The organism is Mycobacterium sp. SA01, from assembly GCF_041287105.1.
GTDB lineage: Bacteria > Actinomycetota > Actinomycetes > Mycobacteriales > Mycobacteriaceae > Mycobacterium.
In genome coordinates this window covers 387241-408459 of the sequence record NZ_JBGGNO010000017.1, presented here as the reverse complement: position 1 = coordinate 408459, position 21219 = coordinate 387241, and the positions used below count along the sequence as shown (strand labels likewise).

Genomic DNA, 21219 nt, shown 5'->3' with positions numbered 1-21219 from the left:
CATGGAGGGCAAGCAGGATGCCGAGTCCGTGGAGGTCAGAGTTGGCGATCGAAGAGGTCATCGAACAGGCGGAGGTCCTCGTTGTCGGTGCGGGGCAGGCGGGGATCGCAATGAGCGAGCATCTCAGTGCGCACAACGTGCCGCACCTGGTTGTGGAGCGCGATCGCATCGCCGAACGATGGCGGTCATGGCGCTGGGACTCGTTGGTCGCCAACGGTCCCGCGTGGCACGACCGGTTCCCAGGGCTGGAATTCGACGTCGCCCCCGACGCCTTTGCGGGCAAGGAAGAGGTCGTCGACTACCTCGTCGCATACGCGGAGAAGATCGACGCCCCGATCCGTACCGGTGTCACCGTCACATCGGTGCGAAAACTAGAGGGGCAGAGGGGATTCCGGGCCGAGACATCTGCTGGAACCATCGACGCCCGATACGTCGTCGCCGCCACCGGCGCCTTCCAGAAGCCGATCATCCCGGCGGTCGTTCCCGTAAACGAGGCCATCCATCAGCTGCACTCCAGCTCTTATCGCAACCCCGAGCAGCTGCCCGAAGGTGCCGTACTGGTGATCGGTGCGGGTTCGTCGGGAGTGCAGATCGCCGACGAACTGCGTGAGTCCGGGCGCAGTGTGTATCTCGCGGTCGGCCCGCACGATCGACCGCCCCGCAGCTATCGTGGCCGCGACTTCTGCTGGTGGCTGGGCGTTCTCGGCAAGTGGGACATGGCCGCACCGCCGCGCGGCGCCGAGCACGTGACGATCGCGGTCAGCGGGGCACATGGCGGGCACACCGTCGATTTCCGTGATCTGGCGGCACGTGGAATCACCTTGCTCGGGATGGCCGGACCCTACGAGAACGGCGTGATGAACTTCGCTCCGGATCTGCGCGCCAACATCGAAAGCGGTGATGCGAACTACCTCTCGATGCTCGACGAGGCAGATGCCTACATCGCCCGTAACGGGCTCGACCTACCCGAGGAGCCGCAGGCTCGGGTGTTCGCCCCCGATCCGGAGTGCGTGAGAAACCCGATCGGCTCGCTGGAGCTTGCGGCGGCAGGCATCACGTCGATCGTCTGGGCCGTCGGCTTCGCGTTCGACTTCGGCTGGCTTCAGGTGGACACCTTCGACGACAGCGGCCGTCCACGTCATCAGCGCGGTGTGTCGAGCGAGCCCGGTGTGTACTTCCTCGGCCTGCCGTGGCAGTCCCGCCGGGGGTCGAGCTTCATCTGGGGAGTCTGGCACGACGCCAAGTATCTGGCCGATCAGATCGCGATCCAACGCAGCTACCTCGCCTACCAGGCGCCTGTGCTCGCCGATCACTGACTGCGCCACCCCTGAGAGAGGACATCTGTTGATGAGCGATGTGACACCGGCCGGCGCGACCCACAGGCGAATCCGACCGTTCAACACCAAAAACACCTACCCCGAGCAGAACCTCGACAACGATCTCTGCCAAGCGGTGGTGGCCGGAGGAGTTGTCTATCTGCGCGGGCAGATCGGCCAAGACCTCGACACCCGGGAGTCGGTGGGTATCGGTGACGTCGAGGCGCAGGCCGAGAAGGCCATGGCCAACATCGCGATGCTCCTCGACGAGGCCGGCAGCGGTCTCGAGGACATCGTTAAAGTGACCGTCTATCTCGTCGACATCCGTTACCGCGAGACGGTTTACCGCGTCATGGGGCGCTGGCTGAAAGGCGTCTACCCGGTCTCTACCGGGCTGGTCGTCGACGCGCTGGCCCGCCCCGAATGGCTGGTGGAGATCGATGCCACCGCGGTGCTCAGTGGAGATCGGTCGTGACGTTCTCGCTCGTTGTGCGCAGCGGCGCGGCGTTCGGCATGGTGGTGTGCTCGTCCAGTCCCGCTGTCGCATCCCGATGCGTGCACCTTCGCGCGGGCGTGGGAGCGGTGGCCAGTCAGAATGTCACGAACCCAAACCTCGGCGCGCTGGCCCTGGATGCGCTTGCGGCAGGGGCGAATGCGTCCGCGGCTCTTGAGAAGACCGTCGCGGCGGAGCCGTTCGCCGAGTATCGGCAGCTGATCGTCGTGGATGTCGCAGGAGGCACGGCGATCCACACCGGCGCCAAGGCGCTGGGCAGCCGCCACGAGCGGCAGACCGAGAATGCCGCCGCCGCCGGCAATATGCTCGCCGAACCGGCCGTGATCGACGCATTGATCGATGGATACCTCAATTCCGTTGCACTGCAGACCGAACAGCGGCTGTTGGACGGCCTCGCCGCCGCCCTGGCGGCCGGTGGTGAAGCGGGACCTGTGCACTCCGCGGGCCTTCAGGTAGTCGAGGACGTACCGTGGCCGGTCACCGATCTGCGGGTCGACTGGCACGAGGATCCGATCGGTGAACTTCACCGGCTGTGGGCGGTGTGGGCGCCGCAGAAGGCCGACTATCGCACCCGCGGAATCGATCCCACAGCCGCACCGTCGTACGGAGTGCCGGGGGACCTATGACCGCCGCACTCGACGATGCCGTCCGGTCGGCGGTCGATCGCGCGACCGGCCAGATCCTTGCCCTGTCCCACGACCTGCACGCGCACCCCGAGATCGCCTGGGAAGAGGTCCGGTCCTGCGCGCGCGTGGCCGGTGATCTCGCGGACTCGGGATTCGCCGTCGAGGAGAACTTCACGGGTCTGCCGACCGCTTTCCTGGCTCGCCGCGGCACCGGGCCGCTGCATCTGGCGCTGTGCGCCGAGTACGACGCACTCCCGGGGATGGGGCATGCGTGCGGCCACAATGTGATCGCCGCGATCTCCACTGGTGCGGCCGTTGCGTTGGCGCCCTACGTCGACGATCTGGGCATCACGCTGTCGGTGTTCGGGACACCTGCGGAGGAGGGCGGCGGCGGCAAGATCGAGATACTCGAGCGTGGTGGATTCGCCGGCGTGCATGCGGCCGCGATGGTGCATCCCGGACCGGTCGATGTTGCTCGCGCTGAGCCATATGCTGTGGCGCACAGCCATATTCAGTACGACGGAAAAGCAGCACACGCCGCGGCATATCCGGATCGGGGAGTGAACGCCGCTGATGCCTTCACCATCGCCCAGGTGGCGATCGGCCTGCTGCGCCAGCAGCTGCCCCGCGACGTCAGGGTGCACGGGGTGATGACCAACGGCGGTGAGGCGCCGAACGCCATTCCGCAGCGCACCGAAGGGCGCTGGTACGTCCGGGCCGGCACGCTGGCCGAACTCGCGGGCCTGGAGGAACGCGTCAACCGGTGCTTCGAAGCCGGCGCGCACGCGACGGGCTGTGAACTGACCATCACTGCCGAGAGCAAGCCCTACGCAGAGTTCCGGACCGACGAAGGACTACTTGCCGGATACGTGCGCCGCGCCGAGGATCTCGGCCGACGGTTCAGTTCCGGGTCCGACTCGCTGATGAACCGCGCGTCCACCGACATGGGCAATGTCTCCCAGCGTATTCCGGCCATCCACCCCTACATCGGAATCGACTCGCTGCCCGCGGTCAACCACCAGGTCGAATTCGCTGCTGCCGCGATCTCCCCAGCCGCCGACCGGGCCGCGACCGATGGTGCTCTGGCACTGGCGCTTACGCTCCTGGATGCGGCGGTTGATACCGGCACTCGCCAACGCCTGATGTCCACCGCCGAAGGAGATGCGCGATGAGCGTTCGTGTCGAACACGATCTGCTCGGCGACTACGAGGTCCCCGACGCGGCGTACTACGGCGTTCACACCGCCCGCGCGGTGGCGAACTTCCCGATCACTGGGACACCGATCTCGCGCTATCCGGAGCTCATCGTGGCGCTTGGTTGTGTGAAACTGGCTGCTGCTCTCGCGAATAAGCGACTGGGACTGCTCAGCGCCGAACGCGCCGACGCCATCGTCTCGGCATGCCGGGAGCTCAAGTCCGGGATGCTGCATGACCAGTTCGTCATCGACGTCATCCAAGGCGGCGCCGGCACGTCGACCAATATGAACGCCAACGAGGTGATCGCCAACCGCGGCCTGGAGTTCCTCGGATATCGTCGCGGCGAGTACCGGCATCTACACCCGCTCGAGCACGTCAACCTCGGCCAGAGCACCAACGACGTCTACCCGACGGCGTTGAAGATCGCGCTCCAGTTCGCGGTCCACCGATTGCAACTCGCGATGGCCGAACTGGTTTCGGCCTTCGCCGACAAGGCGGTCGAGTTCGGTGGCCATCTGAAGATGGGACGCACCCAGCTGCAGGACGCGGTCCCAATGACGCTCGGGCAGGAGTTCGGCAGTTACGCGGTGATGGTGGGTGAGGACAGTGACCGGTTGGGGGAGGCGGCCACGCTGATCTGTGAGATCAACCTCGGTGGCACGGCGATCGGCACGGGGCTCAACTCCCATCGGGGATATGCCGAGGCGGTCTGCGAAGAGCTCTGTGTCGCAACTGAACTGCCGCTGGTGACCGCATCGAATCTCGTGGAGGCCACCCAGGACGTCGGTTCCTTCGTCCAACTGTCCGGGGTGCTCAAGCGTACGGCGGTCAAGCTGTCGAAGATCTGCAACGATCTGCGGTTGCTGTCTTCTGGTCCGCGGGCTGGTCTGGGCGAGATCAATCTGCCTGCGGTGCAGGCAGGGTCGAGCATCATGCCAGGCAAGGTCAACCCGGTGATTCCCGAAGTCGTCAATCAGGTCGCCTTCGAGGTGGTCGGCAACGACGTCACCATCAGCATGGCGGCCGAGGGCGGCCAGTTGCAGCTCAACGCCTTCGAGCCGATCATCGCCCACAGTCTGTTCGAATCGCTGGCCCATCTGACCGCCGCCTGCGACACCCTGCGGACCCGCTGCGTCACCGGGATCACCGCGAACGTGGCTCGCATGCGGGCCACCGTCGACCAGTCCATCGGACTGGTGACGGCGCTCAACCCGTACATCGGCTACGAGGCCGCGACCCGGCTCGCCGCAGACGCGCTGAACTCGGACTCCGACATCGCCTCGCTCGTTCTCGATCGCGGCCTGCTGACGGCCTCGGAGCTGGAGAGGATCCTGACACCCCAGAATCTGACCGGGCCGGCCCACCGGAGTAGCTGATGACGAACTCCCTGACCATCGGTATCGCGCAATGGCTGGCGCGATGCGGTGAGCCGGACCGCAATTTCGACGACGCGCTGCGTCATGTCGCCGACCTCGCGGACCGTGGCTGCGAACTCATTGTGCTGCCGGAGCTTTGGCCCTGCGGATACGATCCCGCGACGGTGGCCGAAGATGCGCGCACGACGGCTGAACCGCTAGACGGTGCGCGGGGCCGGGCACTGGCAGATGCCGCGCGCAGCCGCGGGGTGTGGCTGTTCGCGGGGACGGTGCCGGAGCTGGCCGCAGACCGGATCTACAACACCGCACCGTGTTACGGACCTGACGGCACGCTCGTCGGGCTTCATCGCAAAGTCCACCTGTACACCCCACTGAACGAGCACGAGGTGTTCACAGCGGGCGAGCGTGCCACCGTCGTCGAGATCGACGGTGTCGGCACAGTGGGATTGAGTACGTGCTTCGACGGTGACCATCCGGCGTACGCGCGCTCATTGCGCGATGCGGGCGCCCGCGTCGTGGTTGCACCGTGTGCATACGAAGTAGCCACCGAATCCTGGTGGGACATCCTGTACCCCGCCAATGCGCTGGCCAACGGCCAGTGGTGGATCATGGCGAATCAATGCGGGGGTGACCTGCTCGGCAAGAGCCGGATCATCGCACCGGACGGCTCCGTCGTGGCTCAAGCGCCCCGGGTCGGGGATACCGACGGTACCGATCTGCTCGTCGCTACCGTGGACCTCGGCGCGGGCATCGAGGCCGCGCAAGTCGCCGCGGGTGCGCTCTGGTCGCCGAGATCTTGGGCGTAGCTTACGGATCGCAAATCACGATGGGGATGACCCGATCGGTCCAGGACTTGTAGTCCTCGAAGCCGGTGTAGAACGCGGTCATCTTGGGCCAGTACTCGGCACGCTCGGCCTCGGTGGCATCGCGCGCCGTCAGTTCGAGCACCTCGTCCTTGATCTGGACCTTCACCTTCGGGTTTGCCTTGAGGTTGAGGTACCACAGGGGGTGCTTGTCGCTGCCGCCCTGGGATGCCACCAGCACCACCCGATCACCCTCGCGGAGGAAGAGCAGCGGCGCGACGCGCGGCTCACCGCTCTTGCGCCCGATCGTCGTCAGCAGCGCCACCGGCGCACCTTCGAGGAAACTGCCGCCGATCTTGCCCTTGCTCGCCTTGTACAGCGCGGTCTGCGCTTTGGACATCCACCTGATGATGAACTTCGTCGTCGGTGTGTCGAGGCCCTTGGGGCGGGGCTTGGGCAAGGAGAACTCCTCGGGCTAGCTCGTGATGAACGGGCGAACGACCGCCCGGATGTGATGGATCTTGCCATCTGCGGCCGGGATCAGAAACGTCTCGTCGATCCGTGCGGCGACTCGTCGTCCCGCGAGCGTCGGTTTGGTGAGGAGTTCGAATCGGGCGTGGACCTCATCGCCGTTCACACTGAATTCCGGCTCGCTGACCGACTTGATGACGAGGTACTGCGGACCGCGATTGAGGCTGCGGCGCAATTGATCTCCGGAGAATCCGGTTTTGACCCCGAACTCGATGCGGGTGCAGCCCGGCGCGAACGGTACATCGTCAGCCTTGTGACTGGCCAACGCCTCGATATAGGCCCGCGCGGCCGCGATCCGGGCCTCGTCGGAGGCAGGCGTTGTCACGTTCGACTAGATCCGCTCGATGATGGTGCCGGTCGACAGCGCACCGCCGGCGCACATCGTGATCAGGGCGGTGCTCTGATCGGTGCGCTCCAGCTCGTGCAGTGCGGTGGTGATCAACCGGCTTCCGGTGCTGCCGACGGGGTGACCCAGTGCGATCGCGCCGCCGTTGACGTTCACCTTGTCCATGTCGGCTTCGTGGACCTGCGCCCAGCTGAGCACCACCGAGGCGAAGGCCTCGTTGATCTCCACCAGGTCGATGTCACCGAGCTTCATGCCTGCCTTCTCGAGAACCCGCGCGGTGGACTGCACCGGGCCGTCGAGGTGGTAGTAGGTCTCGGCACCGACGAGCGCCTGGCTGATGATGCGCGCCCGCGGCTTGAGCCCCAGCGCACGTGCCTTGTCTTCGTCCATCCACAACACCGCGGCCGCACCGTCGGAGATCTGCGACGAGGTGCCCGCGGTGTGCATGGCGCCCTCCATCACCGGCTTGAGCCCGGCCAGGCCCTCCATGGTGGTGTCGCGCAGGCCCTGGTCACGGCTGACCATGTGGCGCTCGTCGGTGGGTCGCTTGTTCTCGTCGAGGACCGGAGCTTCGATCGGGGAGATCTCACGGTCGAAGCGGTGCTCGTCCCAGGCCCGCTTGGCTCGTTGCTGAGACAGAAAGCCGAGATGGTCGAGATCCTCGCGAGTGATACCGCGGCGCTTGGCGATCCGTTCGGCGGCGGTGAACTGATCGGGCATGTCGATGTCCCACGACGCGGCGCGGATCAGCGAGCGGTCCGGGCCGGCGTTGGCGCCGAGGCCCACGCGGCTCATGGCTTCGATACCGCAGGCGATGCCGACGTCGATCGCGCCGGTCGCGATCAGCCCGGCGATCAGGTGGTTGGCCTGCTGGGCGCTGCCGCACTGGCAGTCGACGGTGGTGGCACCGATCTGCTCGGGCAGGCCCGCGGTCAGCCACGCAACGCGGGTGATGTTGTTCGACTGCTCGCCGTACTGGGTGACGCAGCCGCCGATGACCTGCTCGACCTCATCGGCATCGATGCCGGCCTTTTCGACCACGGCCTTCTGGACGGCCCCCAATAATTCGGTCGCATGCAGACCGGACAGCCAGCCGCCCCGCTTTCCGATGGGACTGCGGGTGGCTTCGACGATGACAGGATTACCCATGAGGTCAGGCTAGAACACGTTTCATTAGTCTGACAAGCGAGGATGCCATGGTGCCTTTTGTCTGCGGTGAAGGCATGTTTTACTGGCACTAGAACACGTCATATTGAGGAGCGCATGATCATGCCAACCCCCAACATCCCGGTCGGCTTCGACTTCCTGGATCCGGACCTGCATGTGCAGCGGCTGCCGGTGGAGGAGCTCGCCGAGCTGCGCCGGGTCGCGCCGATCTGGTGGTGCGAACAGGCTATCGGCAAGGGCGGCTTCAACGACGGCGGTTATTGGGTCGTCACCAAGCACAAGGACGTCAAAGAGGTCTCCCGCCGCAACGACGTTTTCCTCAGCTCGCCGAACACCGCCATCCCGCAGTTCCCGGACGAGATGGCCCGCGAGGACATCGACCTGCAGAAGGTCGTCATGCTCAACATGGACGGCGAGTACCACGACCGGTTGCGCCGGATCATCTCCAAGGGGTTCACCCCGCGCGCCATCGGCGCACTGCGTGACGAGCTCGACCGGCGGGCCCAGATCATCGCCAAAGAGGCTGCCGCGCACGGTAACGGTGACTTCGTCGAGCAGGTGGCTTGCGAGCTGCCGCTGCAGGCGATCGCCGATTTGCTGGGGGTGCCCCAGGAGGATCGCGCCAAGCTGTTCCGCTGGTCGAACGAGATGACCGGCAACGGTGACGAGGAGTTCGACGTCGACCCCAAGCAGTCGTCGATGGAGGTGCTTGCCTATGCCATGCACATGGCCGAGGTGAAGGGTAAGAACCCCGGCAACGACATCGTGACCGCGCTGATCAACGCCGACATCGATGGCGAGAAGCTCTCCGACGACGAGTTCGGCTTCTTCGTGATGATGCTGGCCGTGGCCGGCAACGAGACCACCCGCAACTCGATCACCCACGGCATGATCGCGTTCGCGAACAACCCCGACCAGTGGGAGCTCTACAAGAAGGAGCGCCCGGAGACCGCGGCCGACGAGATCGTCCGCTGGGCCACGCCGGTCACCGCGTTCCAGCGCACCGCCGCCGAGGACGTCGAGCTGTCCGGTGTGCAGATCAAGAAAGACCAGCGCGTCGTGATGTTCTACCGCTCGGCCAACTTCGACGAAGAGGTCTTCGAGGACCCGTACAGCTTCAACATCCTGCGCAACCCGAACCCGCATGTGGGCTTCGGTGGCACTGGGGTGCACTACTGCGTGGGCGCCAACCTGGCCAGGATGACGATCAACCTGATCTTCAACGCCGTTGCTGACCACATGCCCGATCTCACCTCGGCCGGCACGCCGGAGCGGCTACGTTCGGGGTGGCTCAACGCCATCAAGCACTGGCAGGTCGACTACACCGGGGCATCGGCCTAAAACGCGTATCGCCTGAGAATCAAGGAGGATTCTTCGTGGACTTCAGTCCGGACGAAGGGCAGCAGGCAGTCACCGACGTGGTGACGTCCGCACTCGAGCGGGACAACAGCTGGGACGCGCTGGTTTCTGGTGGCGTCGTGGCGTTCGGTGTCCCGGAGCGGCTCGGCGGTGACGGCCTCGGCCTGGCCGAGATCACCGCGGCGCTCACCCAGATCGGCAGGTTCGGCAACATCAGTCCTGCGTTCGCGACCCTCGGTCTGGGTCTGCTTCCGCTGCTGGACCTGGCGTCGGACTCTCAGCAGGATCGGTACCTCGCCGGTGTCGCCAAAGGGGCGGTGCTGACGGCGGCGCTCAACGAGCCGGGGCGTGCCCTGCCCGAGCGACCCGAGACGCGGCTGACGGACGGCAAGCTGAACGGCACAAAGATCGGCGTTCCCTTTGCCGAGCTTGCGGATTGGATGGTCGTGAGCACCGATAGCGGTGTGGTGGTCGTGTCGCCGACGGCGGCCGGTGTGAGCCTGGCGAAGACACCGTCGGCGACGCACGCCGACGAATACGTCGTCACCTTCGCCGACACCCCCGTCGACAGCGCAGATGTGTTGGGCGGCAGCGACTCCGTGCGGCGGATCAACCAACTGGTGGTGGCCGCCGTCGGCGCCTACGCGTCCGGTTTGGTGGCGGGCGCGCTGCGGCTCACCGCCGACTACGTCGCCAACCGGCACCAGTTCGGCAAGCCGCTGTCGACCTTCCAAACCGTCGCCGCGCAGCTCGCCGAGATCTACATCGCCTCGCGAACCATCACGTTGGCGTCGACGGCGGTGTCCTGGGCGCTGTCCGAGGGACGCGATGCGACCGAAGACATCGACATCCTCGGCTACTGGGTGACGTCGCAGGCGCCGCCGGTCATGCAACTGTGCCACCATCTGCACGGCGGGATGGGGATGGACATCACCTACCCGATGCACCGCTATTACTCGTCGATCAAGGATCTCACCCGACTGTTGGGTGGCAAGGCACACCGTCTGGAACTGGTGGGAGCGTAAATGTTCATCGAGCTGACTCCCGAGCAGAAGCAGCTGCAAGCTGAACTGCGGGAATACTTTTCGAATCTCATCTCGCCTGAGGAAGCCCAGGCGATGGAGTCCGACCGGCACAACGAGGCCTACCGCGCGATCATCAAGCGGATGGGTTCCGACGGCAAGCTGGGCGCCGGCTGGCCCAAGGAGTACGGCGGCCTGGGCTATGGGCCCATCGAGCAGTCGATCTTCGTCAACGAGGCGCAGCGCGCCGACGTGCCGCTGCCCGCGGTCACATTGCAGACCGTCGGACCGACGCTGCAGCAGTACGGAACCGAAGCGCAGAAGAAGAAGTTCCTGCCGGCGATCCTGGCCGGTGAGGTGCACTTCGCGATCGGCTACAGCGAACCGGAGGCCGGGACCGATCTGGCCTCGCTCCGGACCTCGGCGGTCAAGCAGGGTGACGAGTACATCGTCAACGGCCAGAAGATGTGGACCACCGGTGGGCACGATGCCGACTACGTCTGGCTGGCCTGCCGCACCGATCCGGAAGCCGTGAAGCACAAGGGCATTTCGATCCTCATCGTCGACACCAAGGATCCGGGTTATTCCTGGACGCCGGTCATCCTGTCCGACGGCGCCCACCACACCAACGCCACGTACTACAACGACGTGCGAGTGCCCGCCGACATGCTGGTCGGTGAAGAGAACGGCGGATGGCGGCTGATCACCACCCAGCTCAACAACGAGCGGGTCATGCTGGGACCGGCCGGACGGTTCGCCGCGCTCTACGACAAGGTGCATTCCTGGGCGTCGAAGCCGGGCAGCAACGGCGACACCCCGCTCGATCACGCCGACGTCAAGCGCTCACTGGGCGAGCTCAAGGCGATGTGGCGGATCAACGAGCTGCTCAACTGGCAGGTCGCGGCGTCGGGCGAGGAGATCGACATCGCGGACGCGGCCGCCACCAAGGTGTTCGGCACCGAGCGCATCCAGTATGCCGGCCGCCTCGCCGAGGAAATCGTTGCTGCACATGGCAATCCGGCCGATGCGGAGACCGCGGAGCTGATGGACTGGCTGGACAGCCAAACCAAGCGCAACCTGGTGATCACCTTCGGTGGCGGAGTCAACGAGGTCATGCGAGAGATGATCGCGGCTGCCGGTCTGAAGGTGCCGAGGGTTCCTCGGTGAGCGCCGTCGACGACATCAAGGCCGCGGCCGAGCGGGTCAAGGCTGAAGGCAAGAGCAAGCCGCGGGTCGGCAGGCATCCGGTCAACCAGCCGATGGTCGACCACTGGCTGGACGCGATCGGGGACAAGAACCCGATCTACGTCGACGAGGCTGCCGCCAAGGCGGCAGGCCATCCCGGTCTGGTCGCCCCGCCGGCGATGATCCAGGTGTGGACGATGATGGGTCTGGGCGGCGTCCGGCCTGACGACGACCCGCTGGGCAAGATCATCGAATTGTTCGACGAGGCAGGCTATATCGGCGTCGTCGCGACCAACTGCGAACAGACCTATCACCGCTATCTGCGGCCGGGCGAAGAAGTCAGTGTCGCTGCTGAGCTGACCGATGTCGTCGGACCGAAGCAGACGGCACTCGGTGAGGCGTTCTTCATCACCCAGACCATCACGTGGTCGGTCGGTGATGAGGATGTCGCCGAGATGATGTGGCGCATCATGAAATTCATCCCCGCCGATAAGGATGGGGCCAAGGCTTCCGCTTCGTCGGTGCCCGATGACCTCGACGCCGATTCTGCCATGCGCCCGGCGTCGTCGAAGGACACCAAGTTCTTCTGGGACGGCGTCAACGCGCACGAACTGCGCATCCAGAAGCGCGGCGACGGCACGCTGGTCCATCCGCCGGTGCCTGCGTTGTGGCTCGACAAGGAGCAGGAGACCGACTACGTCGTCGCCAGCGGCAACGGCACCGTCTTCAGCTTCGTGGTGCACCATGCGCCGAAGGTGCCGGGCCGCACCCTGCCGTTCGTGATCGCGCTTGTCGAACTCGACGAAGGCGTGCGGATGCTCGGCGAGCTGCGCAACGTCGATCCCTCGACCATGAAGATCGGAATGCCCGTCCGCGCAATGTATATCGACTTCCCGGCCAACGACGTCGGGCCTGCGTGGACCAACTATGCGTGGGAGCCGGCCAAATGAGCGCGCCTGCAATTGAAGTCGGCACCAAGCTGCCGGAGCTGAAGTTCTACGGCGATCCGACGTTCATCGTGTCGACGGCGATCGCCACCCGGGACTACCAGGATGTCCACCATGACCGGGACAAGGCGCAGGCCAAGGGCTCCAAGGACATCTTCGTCAACATCCTCACCGACACCGGTCTGGTGCAGCGGTTCATCACCGACTGGGCCGGCCCGACCGCCGTCATCAAGTCGATTGGTCTGCGCCTGGGCGTGCCCTGGTATGCCTACGACACGGTGACGTTCACCGGTGAGGTCACTGCAGTGGAGGGCGATGTGATCTCGCTGAAGATCGTGGGCAGCAACAGTCTTGGTGATCACGTGATCGCCACCGCCACGCTGACGATCGGCGCCGCGTAATGCCGGGCGAGCTGAGCGGCAAGGCCGCGATCGTCGGCATTGGCGCCACCGATTTCTCGAAGAACTCCGGTCGCAGTGAACTGCGGTTGGCCTCCGAGGCGGTGCTCGACGCCCTCGACGACGCCGGCTTGACGCCCGCCGACGTCGACGGCATGACCACGTTCACGATGGACTCGAACACCGAAGTCGCCATCGCGCGGGCCACCGGTATCGGCGATCTGAAGTTCTTCTCCAAGATCCACCACGGCGGCGGTGCGGCCTGTGCGACCGTCCAGCAGGCGGCGATCGCGGTGGCCACCGGTGTCGCGGATTGTGTTGTGGCATACCGGGCTTTCAACGAGCGCTCCGGCATGCGGTTCGGCCAGGTGCAGATGCGGCTGGTCGAGAACGCGGACTCCACCGGCGTGGACAACTCGTTCTCGTACCCGCACGGGCTGTCGACGCCGGCTGCGCAGGTCGCGATGATCGCGCAGCGCTACATGCACTACTCCGGTGCGACCAGCCGTGATTTCGGCGCGGTGTCGGTTGCGGACCGTAGGCACGCGGCCAACAACCCGAAGGCGTACTTCTACGAGAAGCCGATCACCATCGAGGATCATCAGAATTCGCGGTGGATCGCCGAGCCGTTGCGACTGCTGGACTGCTGCCAGGAGACCGACGGCGGTGTGGCCCTGGTGATCGTCTCGGCTGAGCGCGCCAAGGATCTCAAGCACCGGCCCGCCATCATCGAGGCGGCGGCGCAGGGGTCGAGCCCGAACCAGTACTCGATGACGAGCTACTACCGGCCCGAGCTCGGGCTGCCCGAAATGGGTTTGGTGGGCAAGCAGATGTGGGCGCAGTCGGGTCTGACGCCGGCCGACATCCAGACCGCGATCCTGTACGACCACTTCACCCCTTTCACGCTGATTCAGTTGGAGGAGTTGGGTTTCTGCGAGCCGGGTGATGCCAAAGACTTCGTCAAGGACGGGGCGCTGGAGATCGGCGGACGGCTACCGATCAACACTCACGGCGGTCAGCTCGGCGAGGCCTACATCCACGGGATGAACGGCATCGCCGAAGGCGTGCGCCAGCTGCGCGGCACGTCGGTCAACCAGGTGGACAACGTCGAGCACGTGCTCGTCACCGCCGGCACCGGCGTCCCGACGTCGGGCATCATCCTGGGCTAGGGCTTTTCGCCGAGCGTAACGCCGGAGCCACGTTCAGCCCCGAGCGTGACTCTGGCGTGACGTTCGCGGCGGTTGTCGGTGGTTAGCGGCACACTGCCGCCATGAGTCAGCCGTTCATCGGAAGCGAGGCCGTCGCCGCCGGAGACATCACCAAGACTGCGCTGCGGCGCCGCTTCACTCGCATCTTCCCCGACGTTTACGTAGCAGCCGGCACCGAATTGGACGCCCAGGGTTGGGCTCGGGCCGGCTGGCTGTGGTCGGGGCGTAAGGCCGTCATCGCCGGCCGTTCTGCCGCAGCACTGCATGGCGCGAAGTGGATCGACCGCAGCGGACCCGTCGACCTAATCCACGACAACAGGAATCGACGTGCAGGCGTGAATGTCCGCGGAGATCGGCTCGGCGACAGCGATTTCCAGCTGATCGATGGCATGCCGGTGACCACTCCGCTGCGGACGGCGCTCGATCTGGCCTGCTGGTATCCGCGACGCGTTGCAATGCCCACTCTCGATTCGCTTGCCCGAGCTACGTCGATCGACGCCACCGATGCTCTGGTCCTGGCCGAGCGATTTCCGGGCAGACGCGGAATCCGGGTGGCCCGCGAAAGTCTCGGGTTCGTCGACGGGGGAGCGCAGTCGCCCAAGGAAACGTGGCTGCGCCTGCTGCTGATCGAGGCGGGCCTCCCGCGACCCCAGACCCAGATACCCGTCTACGACGCGTTCGGTGAATTGGTCGCTTATCTCGATATGGGGTGGGAGGACATCAAGGTAGCCGCCGAGTACGACGGACAGCAGCACCGCACCGACCGGATGCAGTACGCCTGGGACTCGCGCCGCCGCGAAAAGCTGGAAGAGCTGGGATGGATCGTCATTCGGGTGCTGGCCGGCGATCAGCCGGCCGATGTCATTCGGCGGGTGCGGGCCGCTATCGCACGCCGAGCGTCACTCCAGGGTCACATTCGACGTTCAGCGTGACTCTGGTGTGACGCTCGGCGGGAAAGCGAAAAAGCAGCTAGCTCAGGTTGTTCTTGATCTGAGTGTCTTGCATCTTGGCAATGGCCAACGCGGTGTCCGACTGCACCGGATCGTTGGGCGCGCTGCTGAACTCGATGCTCGTAGCTGCCTTACCTTGGGAGAAGTACACCTCGGTGATGGCTTTCGAGCCGTCGGGCGATTTGCCGGTGGCGATGAAGCCGCCGTCGCCGACGTCAGCGGGCTGCGGCGCTCCGTCGACGTCCTTGGAGACCGTTGCCTTTGCATCATCGACCCTCTTGACCGCCGCAGCGGGATCCGCTTCGATCACGATCTGGAAGGTGATGGTCTGGTTCTGCGCGGCGTTGGTCATGGTCTGGCCGATTCCGGTGATACCGGGCGGGGGCGTGTCCGGCGGGCCGGCCACGAAGCTCGGGTCGATGTCAGAGGCCTTCAGCAGCAGTTTGCTGTAGTCGTCCGCGGGGGCGGCCTCCGCGGCGCTGGTGGTCTCCGAAGCGGCGGCCGAGGAACTCGACGCCGCCGATGACGACGACGACGATTCGGACCCCTTGTCGTCGCTGCCGCAGCCGACTGCGGCAACGCCGACCAGCAGCGCCGCACCGACGAGGCCGACGGTCTTGGTAGGGGCAATCTTCATAGGGACGTCCTTTCGTAGAAGCACCAAAGTTTGCTTTGCGTAAGTCCTACCTTGGAGCCTGCTGAAAGGCTGACCTATCCGTAAATATCACGTCCAAATCACAGACTTCGTAATCTGGACGGTCGACCGCACGCAGCGGCGACGGTACCCACCCCGCGTCGGCGGGGCTGACACTTAGACCGGGATGAACTCCACGTCGGAGAGGATCACGGCGTCGTCGCGGCCCGGAGCGGTGACGACGCCGACGTAGCGGCCGTCTTCCTTCCATGCGCTGACCTTGATGGTCTCACCGGGATAGCAGACCCCGGCGAAACGCGCGCCGTAGGTCTTCACAGCTGAAGCGTCGGAATCGAGCAGTGTGTCGACCAGCGCCTTGCAGGTCATGCCGTAGGTGCAGAGTCCGTGCAGGATCGGCTTGGGAAAGCCTGCCGCCGCGGCGAATTCGGGATCGGAGTGCAGCGGGTTGCGGTCCCCGCAGAGCCGGTAGAGCAGCGCCTGCTGCGGCAGCACCGGAACCGAGATCTCGTAGTCCGGCGCGCGATCGGGGGCGGCCACCGACGTCGATGGGCCGCGCTCGCCGCCGAAGCCACCTTCGCCGCGGGCGAAGATCGACCGTTTGGTGGTCCACAGCAGTGTGCCGTCCGGGTCGGTGACCGTGGTCTCGCTGACGATGACGGCGGCCTTGCCCTTGTCCCAGATCTCGGTGAACCGCTGCACCGAACGCGCGGTGCCGCTGGGCGGTAGCGGCGCGGGCACCGTCACCGCTTCGCTGGCGTGCAGTACCTTGCTCAGCTCGATCTCGATGCCGGGGAACTTGACCTCGGGCGGCTCGGTCATGTGGAAGCTGGCGGCCACGTTGCCGAAGGTGGGAAGCACCTGGGGGGTGCGGTCCACCAGGTAGCGCAACTCCTTGGGATCCATCGGATCGGAGCCCGCGCCGAGGCTGAGCTGATAGAGCTGCACATCGCTGCTCGTCCACGAGAACTCGACGGGTTCCAGTTCGGCGCCGAGCGCGACGGACAGATCGATCGGCATGTCAGCCCTTCCCTGCAATATGCAGCGCCGCCAGGTACCCGAACGCCATCGCGGGGCCGATGGTGCCGCCCGGGCCGGGATAGGTGTGCCCCATCACCGGGGAGCTGACATTACCGGCCGCGTAGAGGCCTTCGATCACCGAACCGTCGTCGCGCAGAGCCCGTCCGTTCACATCGGTGCGCACACCGCCCTTGGTGCCCAGATCGCCGGGCACCATCTTGGCGGCGTAGAACGGGCCGTTCTTGATCTCGCCGAGGTTGGGGTTGGGCTTGTTGGTCGGATCGCCGTAGTAGCGGTCGTAGGCGCTTTCGCCGCGGCGGAAGTCCTCGTCCTTGCCGGAGCGGGCGAACCCGTTGAACCGCTCGACGGTCGCCAGGAACGCGTCCGCGGGCAGTCCGGTGACCTTGGCCAGCTCCTCGAGGGTGTCGGCCTTGACGATGACGCCGGATTCCATCCACTTCTTCGGAATGCGTTGTCCCGGTTGCAGTCCGGCAAAGATGTAGCGGTCACGGTACTGCTGGTCGAACACCAGCCACGCCGGCACGTTCTCGCCGGGACCGGCGCCCTGACCGTACTGGCCGCCGTACATGTGGTGGCAGGCCTCGACGTAGGGCATCGACTCGTTCATGAAGCGCTTGCCGGACAGGTTGACGATGATCGAGCCGGGGGAGTTGCGCTCGGACAGCGCGAACCATGGCGCGCCGACCAGCGGGACGGTCGGACCCCACCACGCGTCCTCCATCAATTCCAGCGCCGCACCGAGCTTTTCAGCGGCAACGATGCCGTCGCCGGTGTTGGCTGCGGCCCCCACCGTCCACTCGGTGGTGATCGGCGCGCGCTGATACTTGACCCGCATCTGCTCGTTGTGCTCGAACCCGCCGCTGCCGAGGATGACGCCCCGGCGTGCGCGGATCAGTTGCGGGTCAGCCGCTTCCGGTCCGGTGGTGTCCCGGACATAGATGCCGCGGACCACGCCGTCCTCGACGTACAGATCGGTCAGCGCGGTGTTGAGCAGCACGGGAACACCGGCCTCGCGCAGGCCGATCCGCATCGGGGCGATCAGCGCCCGGCCCATTCCCACCAGGTTTTTGCCGCGTGCGTTGGCCCACACGGTGCGGGCGCCGACCTTCAAGCTCCTCAACACGCCGCGGGGGTGGCGCTTGAGCTGATTGAGGCGCATGTAATCCTGCTGCATCACAACGACATTGAGCGGAACCTTGCCGTACGCCGGCTCCAGGAACTTCTCGTCGGGGCCGAGTTTCTTGGCGTCGAAGGGCTTGGGTTCGACCGAGCGTCCGCCGGGGCGGCCGCCCGGCGCCTCCGGGTAGTAGTCGGAGTACCCGGGCACCCAGCACAACTTCAACGGCGTGTGCTTGAGGACGAACGACAGCATTTCCGGCCCGCGTTCGAGGTAGGTGTCGATGCGCTCGGGTTCCACCACGTCGCCGATGATCGAGTGCAGATAAGTGCGCGCGGCTTCTTGGGTGTCGGTGACCCCGTCACGCTTGAGGATCTCGTTGTTGGGGATCCACACGCCGCCACCCGAGCGGGCGGTCGAGCCGCCGAAGTGCGCGGCCTTCTCGACGACGACTGTCGATAGTCCCTGGTGAGCGGCGGTAAGTGCGGCGACCATGCCGGCAGCACCGCTTCCGACGACGACGACGTCGAACTCCTGAGCTGTCATACTAGAACACGTTATAGAATTGCCCCGTCCGGGCGCTACTGACCCCTCCTTTCCGATCAGCGGAACGCTTACCCCACGGCGCTGCGGACGGCACTAGAATTGCCCGCACCGGGCGCCGTTCGCCCCGGTCACACCGACGATGGGACTCCCCGGAATGCTGAGCGTTTCGACGCGCGAAGAGCTCGCCGCCGACCTTGCGGAGGCGGAGCGCAGCCGCGTCCCGATGACGCCGCTGACGGCCAATCACCCCGATATCGACGTGGTCGACGCCTACGAAATCCAGCTGATCAACATTCGGCAGCGCATCGCCGAAGGCGCCCGGGTGGTCGGTCACAAGGTCGGCCTGTCATCGGAGGCCATGCAGAAGATGATGGGCGTCGACGAGCCCGACTACGGCCATCTGCTGGCCGACATGGAGGTGTTCGAGGACCAGCCGGTTCCCGCGGGGCGCTTTCTGTTTCCGCGCGTCGAGGTCGAGGTCGGATTCATCCTCGCCGACGACCTGCCCGGCGCCGGGTGCACCGAGGACGACGTGCTGGCGGCCACCGCGGCGTTCGCCCCGGCGATCGAACTCATCGACACCCGGATCAAGGACTGGAAGATCGCGCTGTGCGACACCATCGCCGACAACGCGTCGTCGGCGGGCTACGTGCTCGGCAAGGAGCGGGTGTCGCCCAAAGACGTTGACATCCGGGGCATCGACGCGGTGCTCACCCGCAACGGCGAGGTGGTGGCCGAGGGCCGCAGCGACGCCGTCCTCGGCAATCCGGTCACTGCAGTGGCGTGGCTGGCCCGCAAGGTCGAGAGCTTCGGTGTACGGCTGAAGGCAGGCGACATCGTCCTGCCGGGCTCGTGCACCAGGGCCATCGACTGCCGCCCAGGCGACGAGTTCGTCGCGGACTTCGCCGGTCTGGGTTCAGTCCGGCTGTCATTCGAATAAGAGGAGGCTTCACATGCCCCAGAAGAGTTCTGTCGCCATCGTCGGGTCGGGCAACATCAGCACCGACCTGCTGTACAAGCTCCTTCGTTCGGAGTGGCTCGAGCCGCGCTGGATGATCGGTATCGATCCCGAGAGCGAAGGTCTGGCCCGGGCGCGCAAGCTCGGACTGGAGACCAGCCACGAGGGTGTGGACTGGCTGCTGGCCCAGTCGGAGAAGCCGGACCTGGTGTTCGAAGCCACCAGCGCTTACGTCCACCGGGCCGCCGCGCCCCGCTACGAAGAGGCCGGTATCCGGGCGATCGATCTGACGCCGGCCGCCGTGGGCCCCGGCGTGATCCCGCCGGCCAACCTGCGTGCGCACCTGGACGCGCCGAACGTCAACATGGTCACCTGCGGTGGCCAGGCCACGATCCCGATGGTCTATGCGGTGAGCCGCGTCGTCGACGTGCCGTACGCCGAGATCGTCGCGTCGGTGTCGTCGGCGTCGGCAGGCCCCGGCACCCGGGCCAACATCGACGAGTTCACCAAGACCACCAGTGCCGGCGTGGAGGTGATCGGCGGCGCGAAGCGAGGCAAGGCGATCATCATCCTGAATCCGGCTGATCCGCCAATGATCATGCGAGACACCATCTTCTGCGCGATCCCCGAGGATGCCGACCACGACGCGATCACGCAGTCCATCAAGGACGTCGTCGCCGAGGTGCAGACCTATGTGCCGGGCTACCGTCTGCTCAACGAGCCGCAGTTCGACGAGCCGACGGTGTACAACGGCGGCCATCACCTCGTCACCACGTTCGTGGAGGTCGAGGGTGCGGGTGACTATCTGCCGCCGTATGCGGGAAATCTGGACATCATGACCGCCGCGGCCACCAAGGTGGGCGAGGAGATCGCCAAGGAACGCGCCTCTGCAGGAACGGGAGCTCAAGCATGAGCGACATCTACTTCAACCCCATGTGGGACGTCCGGATGACGGACACGTCGCTGCGCGACGGCAGCCACCACAAGCGCCACCAGTTCACCAAAGAAGAGGTCGGTGCCATCGTCGCCGCGCTGGACACCGCCGGTGTCCCGGTCATCGAGGTGACCCACGGTGACGGGCTGGGCGGCTCGAGCTTCAACTACGGGTTCTCCAAGACACCCGAGCAGGAGCTGATCAAGCTGGCCGCCGAGACGGCCAAGGAATCCAAGATCGCCTTCCTGATGCTGCCCGGCGTTGGCACCAAGGAGGACATCAAGGAGGCGCAGAACAACGGCGGCTCGATCTGCCGGATCGCCACGCACTGCACCGAGGCCGACGTCTCGATCCAGCACTTCGGGCTGGCCCGCGAACTCGGGCTGGAGACCGTCGGCTTCCTGATGATGAGTCACACGATCAGCCCGGAGAAGCTTGCCAAGCAAGCCCGGATCATGGCCGACGCCGGCTGCCAGTGCGTCTACGTCGTCGACTCGGCTGGTGCGCTGGTACTCGAAGGCGTGGCCGACCGGGTGAGCGCGCTCGTCGCCGAATTGGGCGACGACGCGCAGGTGGGCTTCCACGGCCACGAGAACCTGGGCCTGGGCGTGGCCAACTCGATCGAAGCCGTCCGCGCGGGAGCCAAGCAGATCGACGGGTCGTGCCGCCGCTTCGGCGCCGGCGCGGGCAACGCTCCGGTCGAGGCGCTGATCGGGGTGTTCGACAAGATCGGCGTCAAGACCGGCATCGACTTCTTCGACATCGCCGACGCCGCCGAGGAGGTCGTCGCACCGGCGATGCCGGCCGAATGCCTACTGGACCGCAACGCGCTGATCATGGGCTACTCCGGGGTGTACTCGAGCTTCCTCAAGCACGCCATCCGCCAGTCCGAACGCTACGGCGTGCCCGCGCACCAGCTGCTGCACCGGGCCGGGCAGCGCAAGCTCATCGGTGGCCAGGAGGACCAGCTCATCGACATCGCGCTGGAGATCAAGCGCGAGCAGGAAGCCGCCACCAAGTAGCTTGT

22 protein-coding genes are annotated in these 21219 nt (G+C 65.8%); 16 read left to right on the top strand and 6 right to left on the bottom strand.

From position 1 onward, the window contains the following. Window positions 1-17: 17 nt before the first annotated feature. From AB4879_RS12165 to AB4879_RS12140, 6 genes are read left to right on the top strand one after another with little or no spacing between them, the layout of a single operon-like run. The gene (locus AB4879_RS12165; RefSeq protein WP_370507771.1) at window positions 18-1316 is read left to right on the top strand and encodes a flavin-containing monooxygenase; all 1299 of its coding nucleotides are present in this window, start codon (window positions 18-20) and stop codon (window positions 1314-1316) included. A gap of 31 nt (window positions 1317-1347) precedes the next feature. Further along, the gene (locus AB4879_RS12160) at window positions 1348-1791 is read left to right on the top strand and encodes a RidA family protein (RefSeq protein WP_370507770.1); all 444 of its coding nucleotides are present in this window, start codon (window positions 1348-1350) and stop codon (window positions 1789-1791) included. Beyond that, the gene (locus AB4879_RS12155; RefSeq protein ID WP_370507769.1) at window positions 1788-2456 is read left to right on the top strand and encodes a DUF1028 domain-containing protein; all 669 of its coding nucleotides are present in this window, start codon (window positions 1788-1790) and stop codon (window positions 2454-2456) included. Before AB4879_RS12160 ends, AB4879_RS12155 begins: the two co-directional genes overlap by 4 nt. Further along, complete coding sequence (locus tag AB4879_RS12150) at window positions 2453-3628, top strand: M20 family metallopeptidase (RefSeq protein ID WP_370507768.1); 1176 nt, start codon at window positions 2453-2455, stop codon at window positions 3626-3628. The genes AB4879_RS12155 and AB4879_RS12150 overlap by 4 nt, the downstream gene beginning before the upstream one ends. Then, entirely contained in the window at window positions 3625-5028 is a 1404-nt protein-coding gene (locus tag AB4879_RS12145) for an aspartate ammonia-lyase (RefSeq protein ID WP_370507767.1), read from the top strand. The genes AB4879_RS12150 and AB4879_RS12145 overlap by 4 nt, the downstream gene beginning before the upstream one ends. Next, window positions 5028-5834: a carbon-nitrogen hydrolase family protein gene (locus AB4879_RS12140; RefSeq protein WP_370507766.1), complete on the top strand. Its 807-nt coding sequence runs from the start codon at window positions 5028-5030 to the stop codon at window positions 5832-5834. Before AB4879_RS12145 ends, AB4879_RS12140 begins: the two co-directional genes overlap by 1 nt. A gap of 1 nt (window position 5835) precedes the next feature. Here AB4879_RS12140 and AB4879_RS12135 read toward each other — a convergent pair whose 3' ends face one another. From AB4879_RS12135 to AB4879_RS12125, 3 genes are read right to left on the bottom strand one after another with little or no spacing between them, the layout of a single operon-like run. Next, window positions 5836-6291 (bottom strand): nitroreductase family deazaflavin-dependent oxidoreductase, encoded by a 456-nt coding sequence (locus tag AB4879_RS12135; protein ID WP_158249014.1) that lies wholly within the window; start codon window positions 6289-6291, stop codon window positions 5836-5838. A 15-nt stretch (window positions 6292-6306) separates the two neighbouring features. After that, entirely contained in the window at window positions 6307-6687 is a 381-nt protein-coding gene (locus tag AB4879_RS12130; protein WP_370507765.1) for a hypothetical protein, read from the bottom strand. Window positions 6688-6693: 6 nt separating this feature from the next. Then, a complete protein-coding gene (locus tag AB4879_RS12125) occupies window positions 6694-7857 on the bottom strand; it encodes a steroid 3-ketoacyl-CoA thiolase (protein WP_102807283.1) in 1164 nt (387 codons plus the stop codon). Between the two features lie 120 nt (window positions 7858-7977). On the opposite strand from AB4879_RS12125, the gene AB4879_RS12120 reads away from it, so the two are divergent. The 7 genes from AB4879_RS12120 to AB4879_RS12090 all read left to right on the top strand — a co-directional run bounded on the left by AB4879_RS12120 (window position 7978) and on the right by AB4879_RS12090 (window position 14926). Beyond that, window positions 7978-9216: a cytochrome P450 gene (locus AB4879_RS12120; RefSeq protein WP_102807385.1), complete on the top strand. Its 1239-nt coding sequence runs from the start codon at window positions 7978-7980 to the stop codon at window positions 9214-9216. A gap of 35 nt (window positions 9217-9251) precedes the next feature. Beyond that, a complete protein-coding gene (locus tag AB4879_RS12115) occupies window positions 9252-10259 on the top strand; it encodes an acyl-CoA dehydrogenase family protein (protein ID WP_370507764.1) in 1008 nt (335 codons plus the stop codon). After that, window positions 10260-11423 (top strand): acyl-CoA dehydrogenase FadE29, encoded by a 1164-nt coding sequence (gene fadE29, locus AB4879_RS12110; RefSeq protein WP_102807281.1) that lies wholly within the window; start codon window positions 10260-10262, stop codon window positions 11421-11423. After that, window positions 11420-12391: a bifunctional MaoC family dehydratase N-terminal/OB-fold nucleic acid binding domain-containing protein gene (locus AB4879_RS12105; protein WP_370507763.1), complete on the top strand. Its 972-nt coding sequence runs from the start codon at window positions 11420-11422 to the stop codon at window positions 12389-12391. Before fadE29 ends, AB4879_RS12105 begins: the two co-directional genes overlap by 4 nt. Beyond that, the gene (locus tag AB4879_RS12100; protein WP_036346359.1) at window positions 12388-12789 is read left to right on the top strand and encodes a MaoC family dehydratase; all 402 of its coding nucleotides are present in this window, start codon (window positions 12388-12390) and stop codon (window positions 12787-12789) included. Before AB4879_RS12105 ends, AB4879_RS12100 begins: the two co-directional genes overlap by 4 nt. Continuing rightward, on the top strand, window positions 12789-13955 hold the full coding sequence (locus AB4879_RS12095) for a lipid-transfer protein (RefSeq protein ID WP_370507762.1): 1167 nt from the start codon (window positions 12789-12791) through the stop codon (window positions 13953-13955). The genes AB4879_RS12100 and AB4879_RS12095 overlap by 1 nt, the downstream gene beginning before the upstream one ends. Window positions 13956-14056: 101 nt before the next feature. Then, window positions 14057-14926: a hypothetical protein gene (locus tag AB4879_RS12090; RefSeq protein ID WP_370507761.1), complete on the top strand. Its 870-nt coding sequence runs from the start codon at window positions 14057-14059 to the stop codon at window positions 14924-14926. Between the two features lie 37 nt (window positions 14927-14963). Here the strand turns inward: AB4879_RS12090 and AB4879_RS12085 are convergent, their stop codons facing one another. The 3 genes from AB4879_RS12085 to kstD form a co-directional block, all read right to left on the bottom strand. After that, window positions 14964-15581 carry a hypothetical protein gene (locus AB4879_RS12085; protein ID WP_370507760.1) on the bottom strand — a complete coding sequence of 206 codons (618 nt, stop codon included), beginning with the start codon at window positions 15579-15581 and terminating at the stop codon, window positions 14964-14966. A 174-nt stretch (window positions 15582-15755) separates the two neighbouring features. Next, on the bottom strand, window positions 15756-16616 hold the full coding sequence (locus AB4879_RS12080; RefSeq protein ID WP_370507759.1) for a MaoC/PaaZ C-terminal domain-containing protein: 861 nt from the start codon (window positions 16614-16616) through the stop codon (window positions 15756-15758). Window position 16617: 1 nt separating this feature from the next. Further along, window positions 16618-18300, bottom strand: coding sequence for a 3-oxosteroid 1-dehydrogenase (gene kstD, locus AB4879_RS12075; protein WP_370507758.1), 1683 nt, complete (start codon window positions 18298-18300; stop codon window positions 16618-16620). 154 nt (window positions 18301-18454) lie between these two features. On the opposite strand from kstD, the gene AB4879_RS12070 reads away from it, so the two are divergent. The 3 genes from AB4879_RS12070 to dmpG are packed head-to-tail and all read left to right on the top strand — an operon-like array spanning window position 18455 to window position 21214. Beyond that, window positions 18455-19240: a 2-keto-4-pentenoate hydratase gene (locus tag AB4879_RS12070; protein WP_083118733.1), complete on the top strand. Its 786-nt coding sequence runs from the start codon at window positions 18455-18457 to the stop codon at window positions 19238-19240. 13 nt (window positions 19241-19253) lie between these two features. Continuing rightward, the gene (locus AB4879_RS12065; protein WP_083118732.1) at window positions 19254-20171 is read left to right on the top strand and encodes an acetaldehyde dehydrogenase (acetylating); all 918 of its coding nucleotides are present in this window, start codon (window positions 19254-19256) and stop codon (window positions 20169-20171) included. Then, window positions 20168-21214 carry a 4-hydroxy-2-oxovalerate aldolase gene (gene dmpG / locus AB4879_RS12060; RefSeq protein ID WP_102807274.1) on the top strand — a complete coding sequence of 349 codons (1047 nt, stop codon included), beginning with the start codon at window positions 20168-20170 and terminating at the stop codon, window positions 21212-21214. Before AB4879_RS12065 ends, dmpG begins: the two co-directional genes overlap by 4 nt. The last annotated feature ends 5 nt before the right edge of the window (window positions 21215-21219 follow it).

What these genes read in the sequence shown, in the direction of transcription:
- AB4879_RS12120 (WP_102807385.1), top strand. Translation starts at nt 7,978, where the DNA reads ATGCCAACCCCCAACATCCCGGTCGGCTTCGACTTCCTGGATCCGGAC.
- AB4879_RS12145 (WP_370507767.1), top strand. Translation starts at nt 3,625, where the DNA reads ATGAGCGTTCGTGTCGAACACGATCTGCTCGGCGACTACGAGGTCCCC.
- AB4879_RS12085 (WP_370507760.1), bottom strand. Translation starts at nt 15,581, where the DNA reads ATGAAGATTGCCCCTACCAAGACCGTCGGCCTCGTCGGTGCGGCGCTG.
- AB4879_RS12090 (WP_370507761.1), top strand. Translation starts at nt 14,057, where the DNA reads ATGAGTCAGCCGTTCATCGGAAGCGAGGCCGTCGCCGCCGGAGACATC.
- fadE29 (WP_102807281.1), top strand. Translation starts at nt 10,260, where the DNA reads ATGTTCATCGAGCTGACTCCCGAGCAGAAGCAGCTGCAAGCTGAACTG.
- AB4879_RS12125 (WP_102807283.1), bottom strand. Translation starts at nt 7,857, where the DNA reads ATGGGTAATCCTGTCATCGTCGAAGCCACCCGCAGTCCCATCGGAAAG.
- AB4879_RS12100 (WP_036346359.1), top strand. Translation starts at nt 12,388, where the DNA reads ATGAGCGCGCCTGCAATTGAAGTCGGCACCAAGCTGCCGGAGCTGAAG.
- AB4879_RS12080 (WP_370507759.1), bottom strand. Translation starts at nt 16,616, where the DNA reads ATGCCGATCGATCTGTCCGTCGCGCTCGGCGCCGAACTGGAACCCGTC.
- AB4879_RS12160 (WP_370507770.1), top strand. Translation starts at nt 1,348, where the DNA reads ATGAGCGATGTGACACCGGCCGGCGCGACCCACAGGCGAATCCGACCG.
- kstD (WP_370507758.1), bottom strand. Translation starts at nt 18,300, where the DNA reads ATGACAGCTCAGGAGTTCGACGTCGTCGTCGTCGGAAGCGGTGCTGCC.
- AB4879_RS12150 (WP_370507768.1), top strand. Translation starts at nt 2,453, where the DNA reads ATGACCGCCGCACTCGACGATGCCGTCCGGTCGGCGGTCGATCGCGCG.
- AB4879_RS12070 (WP_083118733.1), top strand. Translation starts at nt 18,455, where the DNA reads ATGCTGAGCGTTTCGACGCGCGAAGAGCTCGCCGCCGACCTTGCGGAG.
- AB4879_RS12065 (WP_083118732.1), top strand. Translation starts at nt 19,254, where the DNA reads ATGCCCCAGAAGAGTTCTGTCGCCATCGTCGGGTCGGGCAACATCAGC.
- AB4879_RS12140 (WP_370507766.1), top strand. Translation starts at nt 5,028, where the DNA reads ATGACGAACTCCCTGACCATCGGTATCGCGCAATGGCTGGCGCGATGC.
- AB4879_RS12095 (WP_370507762.1), top strand. Translation starts at nt 12,789, where the DNA reads ATGCCGGGCGAGCTGAGCGGCAAGGCCGCGATCGTCGGCATTGGCGCC.
- dmpG (WP_102807274.1), top strand. Translation starts at nt 20,168, where the DNA reads ATGAGCGACATCTACTTCAACCCCATGTGGGACGTCCGGATGACGGAC.
- AB4879_RS12165 (WP_370507771.1), top strand. Translation starts at nt 18, where the DNA reads ATGCCGAGTCCGTGGAGGTCAGAGTTGGCGATCGAAGAGGTCATCGAA.